This is a genomic window from Methanobrevibacter sp., from assembly GCF_017431965.1.
In the GTDB taxonomy this organism is placed as follows: Archaea; Methanobacteriota; Methanobacteria; order Methanobacteriales; family Methanobacteriaceae; genus Methanocatella.
Genome location: NZ_JAFRKB010000053.1, coordinates 15,154 through 37,671 on the forward strand (window position 1 = coordinate 15,154; position 22,518 = coordinate 37,671).

General features: G+C 35.5%; 18 protein-coding genes. 1 reads left to right on the plus strand and 17 read right to left on the minus strand.

Features of this window, described 5'->3' with window-relative positions; genetic code table 11:
* Positions 1–17: 17 nt before the first annotated feature.
* From IJI93_RS07920 to IJI93_RS07975, 12 genes are all read right to left on the minus strand, one after another.
* Positions 18–1,196: an MFS transporter gene (locus IJI93_RS07920; protein WP_292821934.1), complete on the minus strand. Its 1,179-nt coding sequence runs from the start codon at positions 1,194–1,196 to the stop codon at positions 18–20.
* A 34-nt stretch (positions 1,197–1,230) separates the two neighbouring features.
* Positions 1,231–1,752 carry a YgjV family protein gene (locus IJI93_RS07925; RefSeq protein WP_292821936.1) on the minus strand — a complete coding sequence of 174 codons (522 nt, stop codon included), beginning with the start codon at positions 1,750–1,752 and terminating at the stop codon, positions 1,231–1,233.
* A 5-nt stretch (positions 1,753–1,757) separates the two neighbouring features.
* Complete coding sequence (locus IJI93_RS07930) at positions 1,758–2,246, minus strand: methylated-DNA--[protein]-cysteine S-methyltransferase (protein ID WP_292821938.1); 489 nt, start codon at positions 2,244–2,246, stop codon at positions 1,758–1,760.
* A gap of 2 nt (positions 2,247–2,248) precedes the next feature.
* Positions 2,249–3,043: a Ni-sirohydrochlorin a,c-diamide reductive cyclase ATP-dependent reductase subunit gene (gene cfbC / locus IJI93_RS07935; protein ID WP_292821940.1), complete on the minus strand. Its 795-nt coding sequence runs from the start codon at positions 3,041–3,043 to the stop codon at positions 2,249–2,251.
* The gene (locus tag IJI93_RS07940; protein ID WP_292821942.1) at positions 3,036–4,283 is read right to left on the minus strand and encodes a peptidase U32 family protein; all 1,248 of its coding nucleotides are present in this window, start codon (positions 4,281–4,283) and stop codon (positions 3,036–3,038) included. Before IJI93_RS07940 ends, cfbC begins: the two co-directional genes overlap by 8 nt.
* Positions 4,284–4,289: 6 nt before the next feature.
* The gene (gene purF / locus IJI93_RS07945; RefSeq protein WP_292821944.1) at positions 4,290–5,711 is read right to left on the minus strand and encodes an amidophosphoribosyltransferase; all 1,422 of its coding nucleotides are present in this window, start codon (positions 5,709–5,711) and stop codon (positions 4,290–4,292) included.
* Positions 5,712–5,785: 74 nt separating this feature from the next.
* Positions 5,786–6,679 (minus strand): hypothetical protein, encoded by an 894-nt coding sequence (locus IJI93_RS07950; protein ID WP_292821946.1) that lies wholly within the window; start codon positions 6,677–6,679, stop codon positions 5,786–5,788.
* A gap of 9 nt (positions 6,680–6,688) precedes the next feature.
* The gene (gene galE / locus IJI93_RS07955) at positions 6,689–7,657 is read right to left on the minus strand and encodes a UDP-glucose 4-epimerase GalE (RefSeq protein ID WP_292821948.1); all 969 of its coding nucleotides are present in this window, start codon (positions 7,655–7,657) and stop codon (positions 6,689–6,691) included.
* A gap of 9 nt (positions 7,658–7,666) precedes the next feature.
* Complete coding sequence (locus IJI93_RS07960; RefSeq protein ID WP_292821950.1) at positions 7,667–8,845, minus strand: NAD(P)/FAD-dependent oxidoreductase; 1,179 nt, start codon at positions 8,843–8,845, stop codon at positions 7,667–7,669.
* A gap of 4 nt (positions 8,846–8,849) precedes the next feature.
* Positions 8,850–9,017: a 4Fe-4S binding protein gene (locus tag IJI93_RS07965; protein ID WP_178785130.1), complete on the minus strand. Its 168-nt coding sequence runs from the start codon at positions 9,015–9,017 to the stop codon at positions 8,850–8,852.
* Positions 9,018–9,129: 112 nt separating this feature from the next.
* Complete coding sequence (locus tag IJI93_RS07970) at positions 9,130–9,555, minus strand: universal stress protein (protein WP_292821953.1); 426 nt, start codon at positions 9,553–9,555, stop codon at positions 9,130–9,132.
* A complete protein-coding gene (locus IJI93_RS07975; protein ID WP_292821955.1) occupies positions 9,556–11,262 on the minus strand; it encodes an ATP-binding cassette domain-containing protein in 1,707 nt (568 codons plus the stop codon).
* A gap of 83 nt (positions 11,263–11,345) precedes the next feature.
* Between IJI93_RS07975 and IJI93_RS07980 the strand changes: the two genes are divergently transcribed.
* Complete coding sequence (locus IJI93_RS07980; RefSeq protein WP_292821957.1) at positions 11,346–11,642, plus strand: hypothetical protein; 297 nt, start codon at positions 11,346–11,348, stop codon at positions 11,640–11,642.
* Positions 11,643–11,647: 5 nt separating this feature from the next.
* Here IJI93_RS07980 and IJI93_RS07985 read toward each other — a convergent pair whose 3' ends face one another.
* From IJI93_RS07985 to IJI93_RS08005, 5 genes are all read right to left on the minus strand, one after another.
* Entirely contained in the window at positions 11,648–12,184 is a 537-nt protein-coding gene (locus IJI93_RS07985; protein ID WP_292821959.1) for a zinc ribbon domain-containing protein, read from the minus strand.
* Positions 12,185–12,282: 98 nt separating this feature from the next.
* Positions 12,283–14,034 carry an excinuclease ABC subunit UvrC gene (gene uvrC, locus IJI93_RS07990; RefSeq protein ID WP_292821961.1) on the minus strand — a complete coding sequence of 584 codons (1,752 nt, stop codon included), beginning with the start codon at positions 14,032–14,034 and terminating at the stop codon, positions 12,283–12,285.
* Between the two features lie 12 nt (positions 14,035–14,046).
* A complete protein-coding gene (locus IJI93_RS07995; RefSeq protein ID WP_292821963.1) occupies positions 14,047–21,237 on the minus strand; it encodes a DUF3320 domain-containing protein in 7,191 nt (2,396 codons plus the stop codon).
* Positions 21,238–21,456: 219 nt separating this feature from the next.
* Positions 21,457–21,600, minus strand: a complete 144-nt coding sequence (locus IJI93_RS08000) for a hypothetical protein (RefSeq protein ID WP_292821965.1) — start codon at positions 21,598–21,600, stop codon at positions 21,457–21,459.
* A 55-nt stretch (positions 21,601–21,655) separates the two neighbouring features.
* Positions 21,656–22,483, minus strand: coding sequence for a class I SAM-dependent methyltransferase (locus tag IJI93_RS08005; protein ID WP_292821967.1), 828 nt, complete (start codon positions 22,481–22,483; stop codon positions 21,656–21,658).
* Between the last annotated feature and the right edge of the window lie 35 nt (positions 22,484–22,518).

The following is a 22,518-nucleotide window of genomic DNA, read 5'->3' on the forward strand; positions in this document are numbered from 1 at the left end:
ACGAAATTGTTATAAAATTATTTTTTCAAAGAGATTAGGCAAATCGGCAATGCTAGAAATGTAATAATGGATGAAATATAATAAACGGACGCGTATCCGAATGACATGGAAACAAAGCTTCCAAGCAATGCCGGTCCAAAGCCCATTGTAGCATCACAGAATATGAAAAATGTTGAAACAGCATAAGAACGGCGATGTTCTGGAGTATTTCTTGTAACGATTGTTGTACAGGCTGAATTTAGTGTTCCGAAACCTAATGCCGCACATATTGCACAAATAAAAACTGTCAAATAAGAAGGCATGTAAGCTATCAAGAATAAACCAATGCTTTGTGCAAGTATTCCAACAACGCAAATTATCCTATCCCCATGCTTATCCTGGATTTTTCCCGCAAGGGGCCTTGTTAAAATCAAAACTATCGAATATATCAAAAAGAACCATGAAAATGCCTGAACCAAATTGACTTCAACTGCATAAAGCCTGTAAAATGACAAGATTGAAACATAACCAAGACTTGTTAATGCTGTGAAAAAAGAAACTGGAATCGCACTGATTTCAAATACCTTTTCAATTCCGCTATAGCTTGCTTTCACATCTTTGACTCTTTGAGGATTGTTTGCAGGATCAAATTTACTTACATCAACAAAGTAAATGAATATTAATGCAAGTGCAGAAAAAATACTTGCAGCTGAAAAACAGCCTACAGGGCCGTAATTATCATATAAAAAGCCGCTTATATATGGACCAAGTCCAACGGCTATTGTTGTACCCATCATAAAGTATCCGAATGCTTCTCCAAAACGTTTTTTAGGAAGAACCGCAGAAGCTATTGTTACAATTGCATTGGCAGTTGCCCCAAAGCCTATTCCATGAACAAACCTAACAATCAGAAGCAGATTAACATCACTTACTATAAAATACAAAAGGCAAGCAAGAAAATGAATGCTCATGAATATTAAAGCCGTTTTTCTCCAGCCGATTCTTTCAAGCGCATTTCCCGAATAGATTCTGGAACATAAACCTCCGAAAATATAAATTCCGGAAACAAGCCCTGCAATGGTGGCGGTGGAACCAAGAGATGTAGCATATTCCGTTACTGTTGACATCAATGCATACATCACAAGTGCTGAAAACAGCAATGCTCCAAACACTAAAAAGAATGATTTTGTAAAAATTTTTTCATCCTGGTTATTCATTAAAATTAGATTTATAATTTATGGATTTTAAATTTTAAGATTTTTTCAAATCTGGAAAAACCAACATTGTTAAAGAAATCAATCCTATAATTGCAGTGATACTTTCGATTACTGCAGATGAAATATCAAATATTGCCAAGAAGTATACAACATAAATGGCACTATTAACGATGAAACCTGTTTTGATTGCTTTAATGGATTTCAGATAATAGTTGCATAAAGTAATCTGCACAATAGCAATTATCGGCAAGAGTCCAATGATTCCCATTGTATTTACCAAAACTCCCAGAACTACTGATATAATGATAAAAAATATAGTCCAATTAATGGTTAACTTGTCTTTATAAACCATTGCATTACGACTGGCTGCAATGGCCATAGTAGTAACGCCCGTCCATGAGAGGAAAAATACTGATGAAATCATCAGGATAAAGGCATTTAAAAATTGGTATTTATATGCCTTCTTTTCATCATTGACCCACATGCTTAAAATGATGAAAATGCCAGCAATTAGAGATATAACATTACCAACTACAATATTTAATGGCAAATCCATATCAGTCACCTAAAATCAATTTTTTCCAATTTCAGCAATTCAATTTTTTTATCCAAACCGCCGGCATATCCCGTTAGTCTGCCATCAGATCCAATTACTCTATGGCACGGAATCAAAATTGAAATGGGATTGTGGCCAACTGCCCCTCCGACTGCCTGAGCGGACATCGTAGAGGATAACCTGGAAGCGATTTCACCATAAGTAATCGTTTCACCATAGGGAATCTCAAACAATATTTTCCATACTCTGCATCTGAATTCGGAACCTTCAGGTTTAAGTTTAAAGTCAATATCCGGATTTGAACCCTCAAAGTAATCGTCAAACCATTTTTTAACTTTAACAAAAATGGCCAAATCGTCTTTTTGAACAAGTTCATCATCAATTGTTGATAGAAAATATTTCTGGCCGTAAAACCAAACACCGCAAATGGCCTCACCATCGCTAACTATCAAAATTCTTCCAATCGGTGAAATATAATCAGTTGAGAAAAACATTTTTACACATAAGATTTAAAAAATTCTTCAAATTCCTCATCATCCATAGGTTCAGGAGTTGATACGTTTTCATTATTCATAATACTTGAAGCTAGCCTTCTGTATTCTTGTGCTTCATCACTTTCAGGGTATTTTTCTACAACGGTTTTTGCATCTAATTCAGCATCCTGAATTAAATTACTCCTATGAATAACTCCAACTACATGAGTACCAATTTTTTCAGCAAAGTTTGCAACAATTTCTTCTTCCCTATCGACATTTCGGCAGTTGCAAACTATTCCGCTGAGGTTTCCATTAAGTTTTTTAACACCGCGAACAATATTGTTAGCAGCATAAAGTGACATGTACTCACCTGAAGTAACAATGACTACTTCATCAGCATATTTTTCACGCAAAGGCACGGAAAATCCTCCGCATACGACATCACCCAATACATCATATACGACAACGTCCAAATCCTCATCGAAAATGCCTAGATTTTCAAGGCGTTTCATAGCAACAATCACACCACGGCCGGCGCAACCGACACCAGGTTCAGGACCGCCACTTTCAACACATAAAATATCATTAAAACCCTTAAAAACCAAATCTTCCTTTTGGGGTTTCCTATTATCCTTTAAAGTATTGACGACAGTGGGAATTCTTTTTCCATATAATGTACGTGTGGTATCTGCTTTTGGGTCACAGCCTATTACCAAACAATTCAAATCATCACTTGCCCAAACAGCAGATAAATTAGCTACTGTAGTACTTTTTCCTATTCCGCCTTTTCCATAAATAGCTATTTTCTTAATCATCAGAATTCCTCTCAACGAGCTTATAGACAAAGTCATTTTGCCTTACTTTTTTGGGAATTGCAACTGCAACATTGCATCCTTTTTTAACTTCACTAACACTTTCGCCATCAATCTGCATGGAATCGATTGTATGGGTAATGGATCCTGTAGTTTGGCCCTGGATTAAAAGCCTGTCACCAATCTTTAAATCATCCCATATTCTCAACTCTGCAGCATTTACTTTATTGTAATAGTTGACGACCTGACCAATGTCTTTTTTGACATATTTTGATTGGTTATCCTCACTGGTTTCAAATGGGGTTGAAAAATAAAAGTTAGTATCAAAACCGCGATTGAATACGCTTTTAAGGTCATTCATCCATTCACCGCGAACACTATACTCCAACGGATTTTCACAATAAGAGTCTATGGCCTGCCTGTAAACGCCTGTGACAATTGCCCCATAATCCGGACTGCGGGCTCTTCCTTCAATCTTAAAAGATGCAACGCCACTTTTCATAAGTTCCGGAATGTATTCAATCATGCACATGTCCTTCGGTGAAAAGAAGTTAGTCCTATAACTTCCATCATTACTTCCGCTTACAATGAATGATTCATCTTCAACATCCGAAAAGTTAACGACATTATCATCGCCTTCCTCGTATGTTAAAGTCCAGTTTTTGCGGCAAGGCTGCAAGCAATCCCCGCAATTAGCACTTCTTCCATATAATCCGTAGCTTAAAAAACATCTGCCTGAAATTGCCATGCATATTGCTCCATGGATAAAAATTTCAGTTTCGATTGGAGATTTTTTTGTAATCTCAGTTATTTCACCTAATGACAATTCACGGGAAAGAATGGCCCTTTTGGCACCCAGCTTTTTAAGCGTCTTAAGGGTATAGGAATTGCAAACATTTTCCTGAACGCTGATATGAGCTTCAAGACCGTGAGATACAGTATTTTCAATTAAACCAATGTCTGATAAAATAAGCCCATCAATTTCAGATTCAGAAATCCTTTCCAACTTGGCATCCAGCTCACAGGCCAGCTTTTCATTTAAAATGATATTGGTACATAAATAAGTCTTAGCCCCATATTCTTTAGCTATTTTAGAAACATTACTCAAATCATCTAAAGAAAAATTTTTAGCGTTGGCCCTCATGTTATAATCATCAAGGCCGAAATAAACCGCATCAGCACCGTTTTCCAAAACAGCGCGCAAAGAAATAAAATTTCCAGCAGGAGCCAATAATTCAACCATATTAATCTAAGGTTTATAGTAAGTTTCAGCTTCAATGCCCTCAGGAAGTTCAGTAGGATACTCTCCATTTACACATCCTAAACATAAGTTCTCCTTAGGCATTCCAATCGCTTCAACCAGAGCATCTAAAGTAATATAACCTAATGAATCAATATCCAATTGCTCTTGAATTTCTTCAACACTGTAATTTGCAGCTATCAATTCTTTTTTGGTTGCCATTGCAACACCATAATAACACGGTGAAATTACAGGAGGACAACCCACTAAAAAGTGAATTTCAGCAGGTTCCGCTTCTTTGACAAGGTTAAGCAATTGTTTTGAGGTTGTTCCTCTAACAATACTGTCATCAATTAAAACAATCTTTTTACCCTTAATGGCTTCTTTAATAGGATTTAATTTAAGCCTTACTGCCAATTCCCTTTCTTCTTGAGTAGGCATGATAAATGTTCTTCCAACATATCTGTTTTTAATCAAACCTTCACCATAAGGAATTCCGGAAGCTCTTGAATATCCGATAGCTGCAGGAATTGATGAATCAGGAACAGGAACTACCAAATCTGCATCAATAGGGTATAATTTATGCAATTCTCGACCAATATTCATCCTTGTTTGATAAACATTAACTCCATCAATTGTACTGTCAGGTCTTGCAAAATAAACATATTCAAACATGCAATGGGACAATTTGCATTTGCCTGCACTTTCTAACATATAGGAGTTGATTTCATCATTTTCAAAATAAACAACTTCGCCTGGTTTGATGTCTCTGATGAATTCCGCACCGATTACATCAAAAGCGACAGTTTCAGAAGCAAGGATATAATCATCATCTCTTTTAGCAATAGCAAGAGGCTTGATTCCCATAGGGTCTCTTACAGCATATAATTCACCATCAATCAAAATGGTCAATGCATATGATCCTACAAGTTTCCTGCATACTGCTTCAATAGCCTCCAATGCATTTTTATCATTATCATAATGCTGTTTTTTAAGCAAATAACAAATTACTTCAGAATCACAGTCTGATTTGAAGTAAAATCCTTCATCCATAAGCTCTTTTTTTAGCTCTTCGGAGTTTACAATATCACCGTTATGGGCCATTGCAATAAAGCCATCACCAAAATCAACAACAAAAGGCTGTGAATTTTCCAATTTTGATTGACCGGTGGTTGAATATCTAACGTGACCGATAGCTTTGTTTCCTGTCAGATTATGGATTTCATAATCTCTAAACACATCAGTTATCAAACCCATTCCACAGTAATGATTCAACCCTTTTTCGGGATTAAAAGTAGCTATTCCGGCTGATTCCTGACCTCTATGTTGTAAAGCATATAGACTATAATAAACTAATGATGCAACATCTTTGGATTCGTCTTTTGAATGAAATCCTACAATGCCGCACTTATCTTCAATTTCTCCTTGCATTTGCTAACTCCTATAAAATAGTATAATTATAAGTATCTTTCAACTAGTATAAAATTATATTTGTTTTAATCTAATTAATCCCAAAAATTTTCAAAAGTATTTGGAATTTCATAGTCATCCCTCACTTCAGGAGGCTTTGATGGACGGATTTCTTCCAAATCCTGCTTTAATTCTTCCTCATTTTCTGCAATAAATATTAAAGCGGTTCTGATAATCTTCAACCAGTCAATTGCATCCTGTTTTGATTGGGCTGCAATAAAGCCTTGACCAACAATAATATTATCCGGCTTAAACTTATTTGTTGCAATTACAATCTGTTCTTCATCAGTTAACTCTTGGCTAAAAGTATCTCTCCACAAATCATCCAAATTAAAAATTTCTAGAATATCGCGAGAATAGATATCCTCATATCTTAACTTGAATGCTGAAAATTCAGATTTAATGTTGTCGATATCTTCAAGCAACTCCTTGTTTTCTCGTGAAAACACTTCATTTTCTTTTATAACCTGATTATAATCATCCAACAAATTGTTATAATTATGAGTTACTTTCATCAGTTTATTTTCTAGGGTATGGATATTGATTAGATTTAAAGAATAAGACAATGTTGATTTGATTATTGAATTTAAAATTTCCTTTTGAGCAAGATTAAAGTCAATAGATTCATCTTCGATGATTATATTATTATAATCAAACAAACCAATATTGTTAAAATCAGTCTTCAATGCATCATACAAGACATTATAAGTCTCATCCCGGCCATAACTTCCGATAAGTATTATGTCGGCGCCTTTTGATACTTTCTTCACAATGCTTAATTCATTGGTTGGAATTATGGAAGAAACAATAATATTATAATCCCTTTCAAGTTGAATATTGCTGACCGCTTTTGAAACCATTTGAGCAATATCCAAACCCTGTACAACTATACGAACATCAATTTTTGAGTCATTATTTTCATTTTCCATGGAAATTACCTAAAATCCATTTACTTTTTCATGCCATTTCCATGCTGAAGATACTATTTCCTCAAGGCCATATTTAGGATTCCAACCTAAATCTTTTTTGATTTTAGTAGAATCAGCAATTAAAACAGCAGGATCGCCTTCACGGCGTTCATCAATTTTAACTTCGAAATCTTTTTTAGTGACCTTTTTGCACATTTCAATAACTTCACGAACGGAATAACCTTTACCATTTCCCAAGTTAAAGACATCTGATTGTTTTTTATCACATAAATATTCATATGCCATAACATGTGCCTCGGCCAAGTCATTTACATGAATATAATCACGAATACAGGTTCCATCAGGAGTATCATAATCATCCCCAAATATGGAAATGCTATCCCTTTTGCCGATAGCTGCATCCAATACCAATGGAATCAAGTGAGTTTCAGGATCATGAAATTCCCCAATCTCACAATCAAAGTCACAACCTGCAGCATTGAAATATCTTAAAGATACATAGTTGAAATCACCTTTTTCAGCTTCCCTTTCAAGAGCTTTTTCAGTGATGAATTTGGAGTGTCCATAAGGATTGATCGGTTTTAAGTCTGTTTCTTCTGTAATCGGAATGTTTTCCGGACTTCCATATACTGCAGCTGTTGATGAAAATATAAATTTATCAACACCGAATTCCCTCATAGTCTGCAAGAGATTTAAGGTGTTTTTATAATTGTTCTTAAAGTACATTTGAGGCATTTCAACAGATTCTGCCACTGATGAAAAAGCAGCGAAGTGGATTACACCATCAATGTCATATTTTTCAAAAACCTCTCTTAAATCATGACTGCCAACATCACAATTTTCAAAGCTGCCCCACTTGACAAAGTTCTCATAACCTTTAGAAAGGTTATCCACAACAACAGTATCATAACCTGCCTGATTCAGAATTTTGTTAGTGTGGGCTCCAATATAACCTGCTCCACCAGTGATTAGAATCAAATTAAACACCTATACAAATTTACCTAACTTTAATAAAGCTTTAGGAGATATTTTTATTAGTTTCTTAACAATTTCAGTGGTTGAAATTTTATCAAAGCTTTCTCCTTGGAATGCATGACCTATACTGTCCAATTCATCGTCATCTAAGGTGAGCAAGTATTCCTGTACTTTTTTATACCTTTTGATTTCGTGGTCCAATTCTTCATGAGCCATCTCATCATATAGTTTCAGGTATTTTTTAGAGCAATCCTCTTTAAGGGCTTGTGCAGCCACCTTACCTGCACACATTCCACCGGTCATACCGGAGATGATTCCTCCACCGGTCAACGGATTAACTTGACCTGCAGCATCTCCAACAACCATAATATTATCATCATAAAGTTTTTTAGTCATTCCTCCGACAGGGTCTCCACCTACATTCATTTCAACAGCTTGCGCATTTTTTAAGTATGGTGAATTTGCAACAAAATCGTCAAGGTATTCTTTTGCGGTCTTTTCTGCCTTATGAGGCAAAATCGCCAAACCAACATTTGCAATGTCATCCCCTTTAGGGAAAATCCATACATATCCTCCAGGAGCGCATGAACCTAAATAGAATTCAATGACACCTGGCTTTTCAAATTCAACATTGCACATTTCATATTGAACACCAGATTCCATTTCTTTTGCTTTTGCAGCAGGTCTTAAACCTGCCCATCTTGCGACGTGACCTTCAGGACCGTCAGCAGCTATTAGGATTCTGCATTTATAGTCTATTTTTTCGCCCATGCATTCAGTATAAACAATATAACCGTCATCGATTTTGTCAATTCCTGTTACTAATGTTTTAATTCTAATTTCAGCACCAGCCCTTGCGGCATCCATTGCCATATGCTTATCAAATACTTTCCTTTCCAAAATGTAGCCTGCTTCAGGAATTTTTACTTGATCTTCTGTGAGCCATACATCAGTGCCGTCTGGAGTCTGTATTCTGACTCCTTCAATTTTTTGAGTCACCCAACGTGGGGACGGTTCGATTCCTAATTTTTCCAATCCTTGAATTGAAACACCTTCTGCACATCTTTTTGGTGCACCAATTTCAGATTTTTTATCCATTAAAATAACTTTTGCTCCACCTAATGCAGCGTGTTTTGCTGCAGATGAACCTGCAGGTCCAGAACCTACTACTATAACATCAGTTTCTATCATATAATCAATCCTCTTTTTCTAATGCATCAATTGGACATGCTTTAATGCATGTGTCACAATCCTTACAGTCATCATCGTTGAATACTAAAGAATATTCTCTAACTTGAATTAAATTTCTCGGACAAACTCCAGCACATTCTCCGCAGAATGAGCACCAATCTTTAACAATCATAAAATATCTCCTTAAACCTAAACAGTTTATATTAATATTAATTAGCTTATTATTATATTTAAAATTATAGTAAAAAATAAGGTTTTAATTTAAAAAAAAAGAAAAAAAGAAATTATTTAACCAATAATACCGGAACATCTGAAGTTCTTAAAAGCCTTTCGGAAACTGAACCTATTTGTGTATCTGAAACTTGATTTTCTTCAAATGAAACGAACCTGTTATTATTGGCTCCATGAGCATGAATAACAACTAAATCGGCACGTGTCTGGTTAACAATGAACTTCATATCCCTTAATGCATCAGCAGTAAGCAGGTGCTCAACTACTTCCACTCCCGCATCATTGGCCTTTTTCGTAACCTTTGCCAAAAGCGCATCGCCGGAGTCCTCTTCGGAATCATAGCTTTTAAACGAAAATTCTTCCAAAACATGGACTGCAGCAATTTTTGATGAAAATCTCTTAGCGATTTCAATTGCAATGTCTGCAGCTTCAAAGCTGTAATCGGATCCGTCGATAGGAACCATAATTACATCAAACATTTAATTGTCTCCTTTAAGATAATCTGCATGGCAGAAATCAATGAAATTACCTACAATCTTGTCAATATCCTCACTGTCATCAATGATTTTTCCATCATCCATAAATATTGCCCTATTACTTAACTCTTTAATAAAGTCAGTATTGTGGGAAATCATTACAACTGTAATTCCATAAGTTTTAGAAATCTTTTTAAGGGAATTGGTTACGGTTCTTAATGTGACCGGATCCAAATCTCCAAATGGTTCATCTAAAAGCAGGAATTTTGGTCTTGAAACTAAAATCAATGCAAGCATTACACGTACTTTTTGACCACCAGACAATTCATAAGACTTCCTAGGTAATATGTCTAAATCTAAATCAAGACTTTCAAAGATATCGGCCACCGCTTCACGTGTTGCAGTTTCAGGGAATTTAGGGAATAAATCATTCAAAATTTCAGCATCCAATCCAACTTGCCTTAAACGTTCTTTTGCTTCAACTTCAGGCAAATCTGTCAATAAGTAAAATGAATCCAATAATTCCTCACTAAGACCAATTTTTTTAGCCCTTTCTTGTGCATCATTAATTATATCCTGATTCTTATAACCTAAACGTACGGCCAATTGGTCCAATACAGTCGCATAATGACTTAAAGCAAATTCCTGATGCATAAATCCTAATTTGGACCTTATCTTCATACGCCCCATACCGGGAATATCAATATCGTTCCACTCATCATCAACTTTATACAGGACCTCTCCCTCGTCAGGATCATCAAGTCCGCCAAGCATTCTTAAAAGCACCGTTTTTCCAGCGCCGCTAGGGCCGATGATGCTTAAGATATTTTCCCTTTGGACTTTGAAGTTAATGTCTTCAATTTGCAATACTTCCCCACCGGTCAGCAAATAGAATCTTTTGAATACATCATTTACTTCGATAACGTCTTCGTCTGTTGAAATATTTTTAATATCAACTATAGGCTCCATATCTTCCATGAATTTATCGCAGATTTCATCAGGAAAACCTTCATCAACGATTTCACCGTCTTCAAGCAGAATTACCCTATCCGCCAAATATTTCTGAACATCAGGCAAGTGAGAGACAAGAATAACCGTAATATTTAACTCCTTATTGATTTTTTTAACTGCATCCAATATTTCTTGTTTTGTTTTAGGGCATGCCATTGTAGCAGGTTCATCAAGAAGTAAAGCTTTAGGCTGTTTTGCAAGTTGACGAGCCATGATGAGCCTTTGCTTTTCACCGCCGCTCAATACAGAAGCGTAATGGTCCTTTTTATGAGTCAATGAAACAAGCTCCAGAATTTCATCGGCTTCATGGCCAAATTCACTTTCAGCAACTTCAAAATTGGTATCTCCTTCATCAAAGTATTCTCGTGCATATAACTTTCTTAAAACATTTTCACGAACAGTATCCGGCCATAATCCAAAAGACCTTTGAAGGTGAATTGCAGTCACTTTTTTAAGATTGTTATAATAATATTGGGAAGAATTGGCATCTACGCTATCGCTTCCAACAGTAATGCTTCCTTCATCAATATGTTCAACACCCCTTAAGGCTCTCAAAAGTGTAGTTTTGCCGGAACCACTTTTACCCATGATTCCAAGTATTTCCCCTTCCTTAACTTCGAAGCTTACATCTTTTAAAGCTTTAACCTTTGTTCCGTCATCAAGTTCATAATCTTTACTTACATTTTCAACTTTTATCATTCTTAATGCCCCTATAATATACAAATTTTTATTCGTGAAACTATTTATATTTTAATTATTATACATTAAAATTAGTGATTTAAATGGCTAGTGAAAATAAAATTCAAGAATATATTGACAGCTTAGAACAAGAAAAAATTATGATTGAAACACATTTTGCTAATATTGAAAGAATCTTAAAGGACAATCCCAAATTGGACCAGCAAAAAGCATTCGGACTGCTGTCTAACTTCAACACATTGAATATTCAATATGACCAATTATGTAATGACCTTATCAAATTTATCAAAATATTCAAAGATAAGGAAGACCAAGAGATTCGTCTCTACAAAACTGATGAATTAGTCGAATTATTAGAAGAAAAAATCAATCAATTATAATCTTTTTAATAATTATAAGTAACTACAATTTTTCCGGAAGCGTTTGTGGTTGAATTTTCAGCTACAACCTTACCATTTCTCAAAAGTTGTACAGAAAGCTCACCTTCACCATAATCATCTTTTTGAGCTTGGATATACACTTTATCCCATGATGCGCAATCAAGGGTTATCTTATCGTCACCATCGCCAATTCTTTCGACAAGGTACTTCGGATCTCCCATTTTTGCATACCATCTGCCGTTGTATTTTACAACAGCCTCAAAAGGATAAGAAGATGTATGCTCCAAACTTCCATTATCTGTAATGACATTTAAAGAAGATTCGCTGTCTGGTTGAGTGCCATTATTGATAAAAGAAAACAACAACAAAGCAATAATAATAATTCCCAAAACTATAAATATTTTTTTAGCAATGCCCATAGTCCAACTATTTGGCTTTTTATCAAATCTGTTACCCTTGGGGTCAGTTAGAATATAGGCACAATTACCACAATACATAGATGTGGGTGAATTTTCATAACCACACCTTGGACATCTGACCATATTATATAACCTTTTATATTCTTATAAAAACATTATTAAAAAACTTATATTTAAACTTAATGTAAAATAGGTTATTTTTTCTAATACTAGATTAAAATTTAGTGATAATAATTATAGACATTTTCAGCCGTTTTTTGATTCATGCCTTTAATTTTAGCTAAATCGCTCACTGATGCTTTTTTTACATTATCTATTGTACCAAATTCTTTTAAAAGATTAATTTTACGTTTTTTTCCAATTCCAGGAATATTGTCAAGAGATGAGGCTTGAATATCCTTACTGCGGAGTTTTCTATGATACGTAATAGCAAATCTATGAGATTCATCACGCACTTGCTGAAGCAAATGCAATGCTTTATTGTTTTTAGGAATTATAATAGGGCGTTTAGAGTTTGGGAGATATATCTCTTCAAATTCCTTAGCAAGCCCAATAATAGGAATATGAGTAAGATTCAATTCTTCTAAAACCCCACAAGCCATACCTAACTGTCCTTTGCCCCCATCAATCACTATCAAGTCCGGTTCGGGATCTGAATCAATCATTTTCAATCTGCGAGTCAGCAATTCCTCCATCATTGCAAAATCGTTCGGTCCGGGAGTTTCCATTCTGAAATGTTTATACCTTTTTTTATAGGGTTTTCCTTCCTTAAAAGATACTTTTGAACCGACTGCAAACTTGCCTGAAATATTACTAATATCGTATCCCTCTATTACATGAGGTATCTTTTCCAATTTAAGGTATTTTTTAAGTTCAATCAGTGCATTTTCCATTGATTTTTTCTGATGTTTAATGATTTCGGCATTTTTTCTGGCCATTTTAACAAGACGTAATTTCACACCCTTTTGAGGCACCTTAATGTGGACCTTGTTTCCCCTCAAATCGCTTAGCCATTCCTCAAGCAATTCCTTATCATCAATATCCTCATCCAAAAGAATCTGCTTTGGAATATGCCTGTTATATCCATAATATTGCTGAATAAATGCAAACAGTATCTCTGAAGAGGAATCATACTGAGAACCGCTCATTAAAAAATCATCACGCCCAACAATCTTACCATTTCTAATAGGCATTATAATTACAACGACTTCATTTTCCCCTTGGGCAATAGCTATTACGTCCTGATCAAGGTCATCATCGACCAAATCCACGAATTGCTTTTCCATAATCTCCTCAATTGATGTAATCTGGTCTCTAATAACGGCCGCCTTTTCAAATTCCTCATTGTTTGCCGCTTCTGCCATTTCGCGCTTAAGGTCCTTGACGATTGCAGAATATTTGCCCTGGAAAAATAAATCAATCTTATTGATAATCTCAAGATATTCCTCTTTGGAAATATTGCCTGAACATGGGGCATAACACAAGTCGATTTGTGAATTAAGGCAAGGCCCGTCCATATTGCGGCAGGTTCTTATCTTAAACAATGACTTTAAAAATTTTACAGTTTGCTTAACAGATCCAACATCGGTAAACGGTCCATAAAAAACGCCATTTTTAGTAATGTTTCTTGTAATCACAAGCCGTGGGAATTCCTCATTGGTAATTTTTACATAAGGATATCTTTTGTCATCCTTCAATTGAACATTATACCTTGGGCGATGCTTCTTTATCAGGGTAGCTTCCAGAATTAAGGCTTCCTTTTCAGAATTGGTGACAATATACTCCAAGCTGTCAAAATGACTCATCAGGATTTGAGTCTTCGGCCTGTCCAGTTTTTCACGAAAATAAGATTTAACCCTTTTTATGAGGTTTTTTGCTTTGCCTATGTAGATAATGGTGTCTGTGCTGTCGCGCATTATATAAACGCCTGGTTTGCTTGGCAGATTATCGGGAGATTTAACTTTTGTTGACACTTGAAAACCCCCTTAATTAAGCTCTACGGTATCATCAGTTATTTTAACTTTGTTGTTTGCAATCATTAAATCCAAGACACTATTAATCCTATCGGAAGTCTTTTTAGATGTTGATTTGAAACCGAAATTACGTGAAGTTTCCTTTGCAACCTGCTTTGGAGTTAAGTTCGGTTTGTGAAGCAGGACTAATTCGATGTTTTTGGAGATTTCCTCATCGGAAATCAAATCAATGTTAGGTTTATCCCTTTTTCTGATAAGGATGTTGTTATTTGTTGCATCATATAAAAATTCTCCTATCCTAATGATGTCTCCTGAATTTTCCGCTTCATCAATAGCCGAATTAACAGCTTTCTTCAAATTGGAACCTGCCCTTTTGATGTTGCAGCTATCCTTGACTCTTTTGATTACTTCCTTTACATGAATCGGGCCTTCCACATCAACAATGCTTACAATGGATTTGGCCACTTCACTTGCCGGTTTTTTATACAAATCGTCTTGGGAATAAATACCTATGTCAGCTGCCTCAACATAATCCGTTATATTATCTTCAATCTTTCCTTTGCCTGGAAGCTTTTTATCGTCAAATGACTTTAGGGTATTGTTGCTTTGATATCTTTCTTTTTCAATTTCCCTGTAATCGTCATTTGCTGTTTTAATAATGTCCTCTAAAGCTTGGTCTTTTAACTCTTCCCTTCTGTGCTGTTCATGAACTGTAAGGATTACTCCTTCATCATCATCTATTTCTTTTTGAAGCGCGTCCATCATCAATTCTTTTTCTATTCTTTTCTCTTCCCTTTCGGCAAATGTCAATTCATTTTCTTTTTCAAGAATAATGTGGGAGTCATCATCGCTTGGCCTATTCAAATAATCATCAGGATTATATTCTTCTGTCCTATCAACTACAGAAACATAATCTATATGGGTTGGGTTTTCAATCTCTTTTAATGACTTGTTTATGTATTTCATGTCTTTTTTGATTCCCTTAATAGACTCTCTAACAGACCTTGGCTTTTCATCATCATAGTAGAAATTGTTCTTTCTTAATTTGCTTGTAACATCATTGGAACCTTTATAATATGTAACTCCATCGGCAGAAACTTCTTCAGGAGCTTCCTGCTCAGGAATATCATCAGTTTCCTCTTCCTTGATTTCAATGTCTTCTTTTATAACTTCATCTTCCAAATCATTATTTTTAAATACATCATCCATGAATTCACTAACGGCATCATCAACCACTCTTGTTGCCTCTTTTCTAATGTCCTCATCGAATTTGAGTGATTCATCAGTGAAAATGTTAAGCTCCTCATCATCATAGTCGAATTTTGGAGTTGGCCTTTCAAGATTTTCAAAATCATCCCCATATTCATCTTGAGACTCATCAAAGGAGACATCATTGTTTAAATCAGGCAATTCATCGTTGAATATATTGAGTTCCTCTTCACCGTTAACAATTTCGGCTTCAACCACAAATTCGTCCTTTGGAGCCGGTTTATGCAATTGCTCATCATCTTCCTCAATAACTTCACCGCGGAATGTTTCAATTTCTTCAGGTTCCAGTTGGGATTCTCCTGAAATGACATCGGAAATAAATGAATTGATTTTATCTTTCATTTTTGATTTTTGGGATGCATTGGTTTTTTCAGCAATTTCTTGTGACTCTTCATTTTGCTCAAATTCAACTTTTCTGTTTACATCCTCATCAAAGTCTTCTTTGGTTTCATCCTGTAAGTGGTCAACATAAATGTAATCATCATCAGAACCCAAATCAACCTCAGGCTCATCATCAACATTCAAATGAGTTTTATTTTTGCCAGCAGGTTTTTCAGCCTTGTCCTCTACATCAAAAATAATTGGCTCTTCCTCATCTTCCAGTACACGCTCATCATCATTGCTGTGATCAACATAAATGTAATCATCATCAGAACCCAAATCAACCTCAGGCTCACCAACAACATCCTCAGAACCCAAATCAACCTCAGGCTCATCAACAACTTCTTCATGAATGGTATTTTTTGAAGTAAATCTGATTTTATCGGAAAAACTTACTTTAGGCTTATCATCTGCATTTAAATCAGCTTTTTCTTTCTTAACAGATTTTTTAACTTCCTCATTATCATCAAAAATAATTGGCTCTTCCTCATCTTTTAAAACGCGTTCATCATCATTGCTGTGATCAACATAAATATAATCATCATCAGAACCCAAATCAACCTCAGGCTCATCAACAACATCTTTTTTAGATGACTTTTTAGAAGTTTTATCATCCGTATAATCTAAATCATCTTCCAAATCAGAATTTTCACCTAGATCATTATTAAATTTAAGGCCTGCAAATAGTGGATTTTTTTCCATCTTTTCTTCTGATTCCTCAGAACTGAAGAATGATTTTATCCTATCCCTTATTGGATTGGAAGATTTTTCATCGAAAGCCTCATCGGAGTAGTCCTTTTCATTCTTCCATACTTCAGCATTATCCTCTGGAGAGACACCTTCATCAGATTCCCATACTTCAGCATCATCATTTTGTGAAGTATTCTCATCACCAGTTTCCCATACTTCACCATAATCCGAATTTTCACTATCTTCACTAATATCAGAATCATTATCCTCAGATTGAGATTTTGCAGTTTTTGTAGCAGAATCATCAACTACAAATTCAGAATCATTTTCAACATAAACATCACTATAATCATTATTTTCTTCCTCAACGACCACAAACTCAGATTCATCTTTAGCATAATCTTTAGAATCCTCTTCAGTTTCCTCAACTACAACAAATTCTGATTCATCTTTTGAATAATCTTTAGAATCCTTTTTAGTTTCCTCAACTACAACAAACTCAGATTCACCGGCAGCAACATTATCTTCATTAGCAGTTTCCTTTGGAGTTTTTTCATCATCAAAGAATTCTGACGGGTCAATTTCACCAACATCAATAGGTTTTTCCAAAACGTCACCATCATCAACCTTTTCAACTTCAACAAAATCGCTTGGACCAATATCTTCTTGATTTATTTCCTGTGATTCCTCTTGAGCTTTCCTTTCGGCTTCTTCCCTTTCACGAGCTAGACGCAATTCCTCCGCTTTCTTTTCAGCTTCCAATCTGCGTTTTTCTGCTAATTTTTTAGCCTCTTCAGATTTGCGTTTCTCCTCTTCACGAGCCCTTCTGATTGATTTTTCAACATTTTCAAGCAATTTTTTACGGCCCAAATCCCTATTTCTATACCAATCTGTAGACCATAAGTGATAGAGTCTCCAGCCTAATCCTGTCAATACCTGTTCGCGAAGACGGTCCCTGTCACGGGCCACCTTACTTGATGAATACATCTTACCATCAGTAGTGATTCCCAAAATGTATTTTCCAGGGTTTTCATCATCAACAATAGCCAAATCCACTCTAAAACCGGCACAACCAATTTGCCTGTCAACAGTATAACCATTTTCCTCCAAAAAGCTAGCTATCGCATCTTCAAACGGTTCTTTTGTATAAGAGTTTGCACTTTGGGTTCCTAATGTCAAGTGCTCAGCATACTCCAAGAATTCTTTTAGGGATTTTACACCATAAGGAGGATTTGCTGTCAGATTCATGTCATAAGCCTTAAAGTTTGAAAATACTACACATTTTTCTCTTGCACGAGTAATCAATACATTTAGACGTCTTTCACCACCATCCTGATTTAAAGGACCAAAGTTAAGTGACATCTTTCCGTCGTTGTCAAAACCATAACCTACACTTATTAAAATGACATCCCTTTCATCCCCCTGAATTGTTTCAAGGTTTTTAACAAAGAACCTTTCTTCCTTGTTGTCTGAGAATAACGGTTCATATTGAGGGTACTGTTTACGCTTTACTTCCAAAGCTTCCAAGATTGCATTTTTCTGTGCAACTGAAAATGTTCCAACACCCAAACTCTTTGTATCACCATACTTTTCAAAGTGATTGAATATCTCTTCAACCACATCCTGTGCCTCGAGAGGGTTTGCAGATGACGAACCCCTATCGTATGCAGTATTCGGATTGTAATGGAATTTCAAACCGAGTTCAGGGTCTGAATGTGAAGGTGAAGGATAAACCAGCAGGTCATCGTCATAGAATTCCCTGTTGGAAACTGTAATCAATGATTCATGGCGTGATCTGTAGTGCCATTTAAGCATTTTAACCGGGAATGACAATTTACATAAATGCAAAATACTTTCCATATCCAGAGAAGTCGCTTCCTCCTCATCGCTGTCAGCATCTGACATCTGGTCGAAAAATGATGTTGGAGGCAATTGTTGGGTATCCCCCATAACAACAGCTGTTTTTCCTCTCATGAATGCACCAAGCGCATCTTCCGGTTTTACCTGACTTGCCTCGTCGAAAATAACAACGTCAAATTGCAGCTCCTCATTTGTTGGATCCAGGTATTGTGCAATTGACAATGGACTCATCATAAAACAAGGTTTAATCTGTTTTATCATTCCGCCAGCTTTTTCCAATAGTTTTCTAACTGGCATATGACCACTTTTTCTTGTAAATTCCCCTGCAAGGATTTTAGCTTGAGGATTTTCAGTTCCACCAAATATTTTAGGAATGTTGCTGTTTAATTTTTGGAAAATTCTTTTACGGTTCAAGACGAGGATTTTCTTATCCAAATCCTTAAATTCGCGAATCCTATTTTCATGCAATTCTCCTATGAATGTGGCCAATTCATGATTTTCAACAAATAATATATTTAAAAGTGAATCTGCAAAGTTTCCATCCACCAATGCTTCAATATCATCTTTTTTGATGTTTCTTTTTTCAATAGCTTCTACGAATTTTTTGGCATCACTGCTCTGGAGTGCATTTTTAGTATTCAAATATTGGGACCATAAATGGAGACTGGATAATTGTCCTCTCCAGCTGTATAGCTGTTCCTGCCAGGCTTCAAAGCTTACATCACCGGTTTCCCTTTTAAAGATCAATTTGCTTCTTGGATTCAATTTATCCTTAAGTCTGGAGAGTACGCGAACAAACTCCTCTCCGGAATCAATGTACTCTGCAAGGTCACGCTCAGGCTTGATGTCAAATAGGTCCTTACTCATCAAATCAATTGTATTTTGTGAAAATGTTCCTTCACGGACAAGTGCAGAAAATTCATGCATCCATTTAGCTATTGCTTTTAAATCATTAGGGTTTGCATTTAAATGCCAATATCCGCCATAGTATTTTTGGCCTAATGCCTCATTTGCCTCTAAATTCTTTCTAATCTTAATTACGACTTTTGCTTCCTGCAGATCTCTTATGATTTCATCAACACTTCCTGGTACAGGTACTGCATAATACCTTTCAACAAGTTCAATGTGTTGCTTGTTGTTGAAGAAACGGAACTTTTTATTTGAAATGTTTCTTAACTCATATATCAATCTGTCAATATCTGCCTGGAAAATGCTTTGATTGAATTTGGTTAAAATTCCAGCATATTTCTGATACCTTTCAAGCTCTTGAATTAATCTGAATGCATCGTCATTGTTGTTGTTCCATGCCCCTGATTTGATGATGTTTCCATCTATCAGCTCGGCATTTTGAGACTTGATTATCTCAAAGGCGGAAAGTGAATTTTGAAACTCGTTTAATGTATCAGGCTTTTTAATTCCATAAATGTCATAGACTCTTCCACGTTCCACCAGGAAATTATCCAAAGCATGTAAAGAATCGTTGATCAGCATTTCAATTTCTCTTAAATCAGCCGGAAGCAAACTTTTTGGAGCGCATTTGCTCCAAGGATTTTCCTTTGAAATGGTCTGGTATAATTCAGCCAGGTTTTCAAGGGACACTTTCATGTCATCCAAATCCTTTAATGTAATATCTTCTGGATTTTGGAATCTTACCAATGGCATCAAAGCATTTTTCCTTGAAAAGTAATCATCCGCTGATTCCTTCATTCCATACAATTGGAATGGAGATAGCTTAACGGCAAATGCAGGTCTGTGAATGATTTGAGAATAATCATCAAGCTGGCGACGTAATGTCTCCAATTTACGAATGGTATGATCAATGTTTAATGGCTCCTGAGCACGTACATTGGTTGCCTTCTGCAGGTCTTTCAGGAATTTTTTACGTCTTGTTTTATGTGAGTGCAACTCCAAGACAAACTTGCCCAAACCTACCGCAGTCAATCTGTCCTTTACAACATCAAGTGCAGCCATCTTTTCTGATACGAATAAAACTGACTTTCCTTCAGCCAAAAGCTCAGCTATCAAATTAACGATAGTCTGTGACTTACCTGTTCCAGGAGGACCTTCCACAACCAAATTGCGTCCTGCCTTTACATCCTGAATAGCTGCAATTTGAGATGAATCTGCATCAAGAACCTGATACATGCTTCTGTACTCAAGCTGTGAGTCTATATCCTCTTCCCTGAATGCTTCCTGATCGTTTTTGGCAGGATTGAAAATCGCCTGTATCAGTTCATTTTTGGTCAAGTCGACATTTTCCGCCCATGCATCAGGATTCAAATCATTATACATTACAAATTTTGTAAAGCTAAAGAAACCTAAAGCCACATCGCTGTTGACTTTCCACCCATCCATCCTGCTGACGGCACGCCTTACACTAGCAATGTAATGGTCAATTACTTCACCATACCTTTTGAATTCAAAGCTAGGAAGTTCTATTCCTGCTTCCAACAACTTGGCCTTAAGTGAAATGTTAGTCTGAATATCCTCTCCGGTCCATTCAAGGTTGAATGATTCTCCAACCTTTTTCCTCTCCATTGAAACTGGAATCAACACCAGAGGAGCCTTGTTGACTTGTCTTGGTTTGGTTTTGTCTTTCCATTCCAAAAATCCGATTGCCAAATAAAGGATATTGTAACCCTGCTCCTGAAGCATTGTCTTTGCCTGATTATTGATATAATATAATCTCTTTTGAAGCTCTTTTGGGGTCAAATCTGTGGCTAATTTCTTGTCTCCTTCTGAAAACTTGGAAAAATCAAATGGGATGTGATCCCAGACCGATGATTTGTCCTCCTTTTTATCCTTTTTATTGGCTACAAAATACATTTTGTTTTCCTGCAGAACCAATGTTTGGAAAAGATTTGTAGGAGACTGATTTACTATTGTGATGGTTTTAGCCCTTGTTTTAAAATTAAGAAGTTGATTTCTTAAAGTTAAATCCAATAGCTCCTTACGTAAGTTTTTAAATTCCTTTTCGATTATATTTGATGATTTATTCAACATGATGACCCTTGTAGTGTTTAAAAATTTAAAAATACAATATATAAGTATATTAATATTAATTAATAAAGTTTTCTAAAAGTCAATTAAAGCTATGATTTAAGGTTATATTTAGATTATTGGAAAATTAATAAGCCAATATCAAAAAAATTATTAAATCCTTTTCAAATCTTTAAAAATAGAAACTTAAATATATCTATTTTAATTCTAAAAATGGAAATACTATCTTCCAATAATTCTCGCACCATTAAGATAAATGACTGTGGATAAAAATCCGTTATTTAACAATACCTTTTTAGCACTATCCCTACCATTATGCATTGCAGTTATAATCTCATTTATCGTTTTGAGATATGAAAACACCATTTAAATATTTTAAAAAAAAAGTTGATTAGGGAGTTCATCAAATCCCCAAAACCGTTTAACTGGAAATTTCATCCAATTTTTGTTTGAGATTACTGATTTCAGCATCCTTTTGTTGATTTTCCTTTTTTAACTCGTCGATAAAATCTTCACAATCAAGAATTCTTCTGATGTAAAACTCATCGACATATGCCATGATGTCGTTGTCTCGAATAATATTTTCAATATATTCAAACAAATCATCGTCTTTTGCGTGAAGTATTGCGATACCATAAAATATTGGCAGATAATGAAGCTGCAAATCAAGTTCACAGTCATCTATGAAATCTTCAATAGCAGTCAATACACCATTTTTAGGAGTGTTTTCTTCTTTTGCTTTATATAGTGGAGTTTTTAAGCTATTGACCTCCAGCTGTTCGCATTCCTCATCAGATATTACTTTAATATATTCGTTCTGGTATTCTTCAGGAATGTCATCAGGATTGTAATATGCATCTCTCCTGCCGTAAGGCCAGGAAGCATCATGCAAGAACACCACCGGGAAATTATCCTGATTGAATTTGGAGTTAATGCACTGAAGCTCATTGTATACCGTATACCAATTATGGTCACCATCAACTAAAATACAGTCATAACCCTCAAGAAGAGGCAAAGATTCTAAACTTAATGTTTTATAAATCTTAAAATGACCTTCATACTCCTTTTCAAGAGCAGATGCATCAAACATAGGTTCAGGGTCAATTGAAGTAAGTTCGCCACCATTTTCCATGCAATATTCCAAAATGTTTTTTGTATTTATTCCCTTCTCGGAACCTATCTCGACAATTGACTTGATATTTTGATGCTTGAAAATCGGAAGTATTATATTTTCCCACACTCTTTTCATTGTTTCACCAGTTAAAATTTTTCTTATATTATAAA

Bases quoted from the DNA above. Each gene is read 5' to 3' on its own strand.
- IJI93_RS07920 (WP_292821934.1), bottom strand. From the start codon at position 1,196: ATGAATAACCAGGATGAAAAAATTTTTACAAAATCATTCTTTTTAGTG.
- IJI93_RS07925 (WP_292821936.1), bottom strand. From the start codon at position 1,752: ATGGATTTGCCATTAAATATTGTAGTTGGTAATGTTATATCTCTAATT.
- IJI93_RS07930 (WP_292821938.1), bottom strand. From the start codon at position 2,246: ATGTTTTTCTCAACTGATTATATTTCACCGATTGGAAGAATTTTGATA.
- cfbC (WP_292821940.1), bottom strand. From the start codon at position 3,043: ATGATTAAGAAAATAGCTATTTATGGAAAAGGCGGAATAGGAAAAAGT.
- IJI93_RS07940 (WP_292821942.1), bottom strand. From the start codon at position 4,283: ATGGTTGAATTATTGGCTCCTGCTGGAAATTTTATTTCTTTGCGCGCT.
- purF (WP_292821944.1), bottom strand. From the start codon at position 5,711: ATGCAAGGAGAAATTGAAGATAAGTGCGGCATTGTAGGATTTCATTCA.
- IJI93_RS07950 (WP_292821946.1), bottom strand. From the start codon at position 6,679: ATGGAAAATGAAAATAATGACTCAAAAATTGATGTTCGTATAGTTGTA.
- IJI93_RS07960 (WP_292821950.1), bottom strand. From the start codon at position 8,845: ATGATAGAAACTGATGTTATAGTAGTAGGTTCTGGACCTGCAGGTTCA.
- IJI93_RS07965 (WP_178785130.1), bottom strand. From the start codon at position 9,017: ATGATTGTTAAAGATTGGTGCTCATTCTGCGGAGAATGTGCTGGAGTT.
- IJI93_RS07970 (WP_292821953.1), bottom strand. From the start codon at position 9,555: ATGTTTGATGTAATTATGGTTCCTATCGACGGATCCGATTACAGCTTT.
- IJI93_RS07975 (WP_292821955.1), bottom strand. From the start codon at position 11,262: ATGATAAAAGTTGAAAATGTAAGTAAAGATTATGAACTTGATGACGGA.
- IJI93_RS07980 (WP_292821957.1), top strand. From the start codon at position 11,346: ATGGCTAGTGAAAATAAAATTCAAGAATATATTGACAGCTTAGAACAA.
- IJI93_RS07985 (WP_292821959.1), bottom strand. From the start codon at position 12,184: ATGGTCAGATGTCCAAGGTGTGGTTATGAAAATTCACCCACATCTATG.
- IJI93_RS07995 (WP_292821963.1), bottom strand. From the start codon at position 21,237: ATGTTGAATAAATCATCAAATATAATCGAAAAGGAATTTAAAAACTTA.
- IJI93_RS08000 (WP_292821965.1), bottom strand. From the start codon at position 21,600: ATGGTGTTTTCATATCTCAAAACGATAAATGAGATTATAACTGCAATG.
- IJI93_RS08005 (WP_292821967.1), bottom strand. From the start codon at position 22,483: ATGAAAAGAGTGTGGGAAAATATAATACTTCCGATTTTCAAGCATCAA.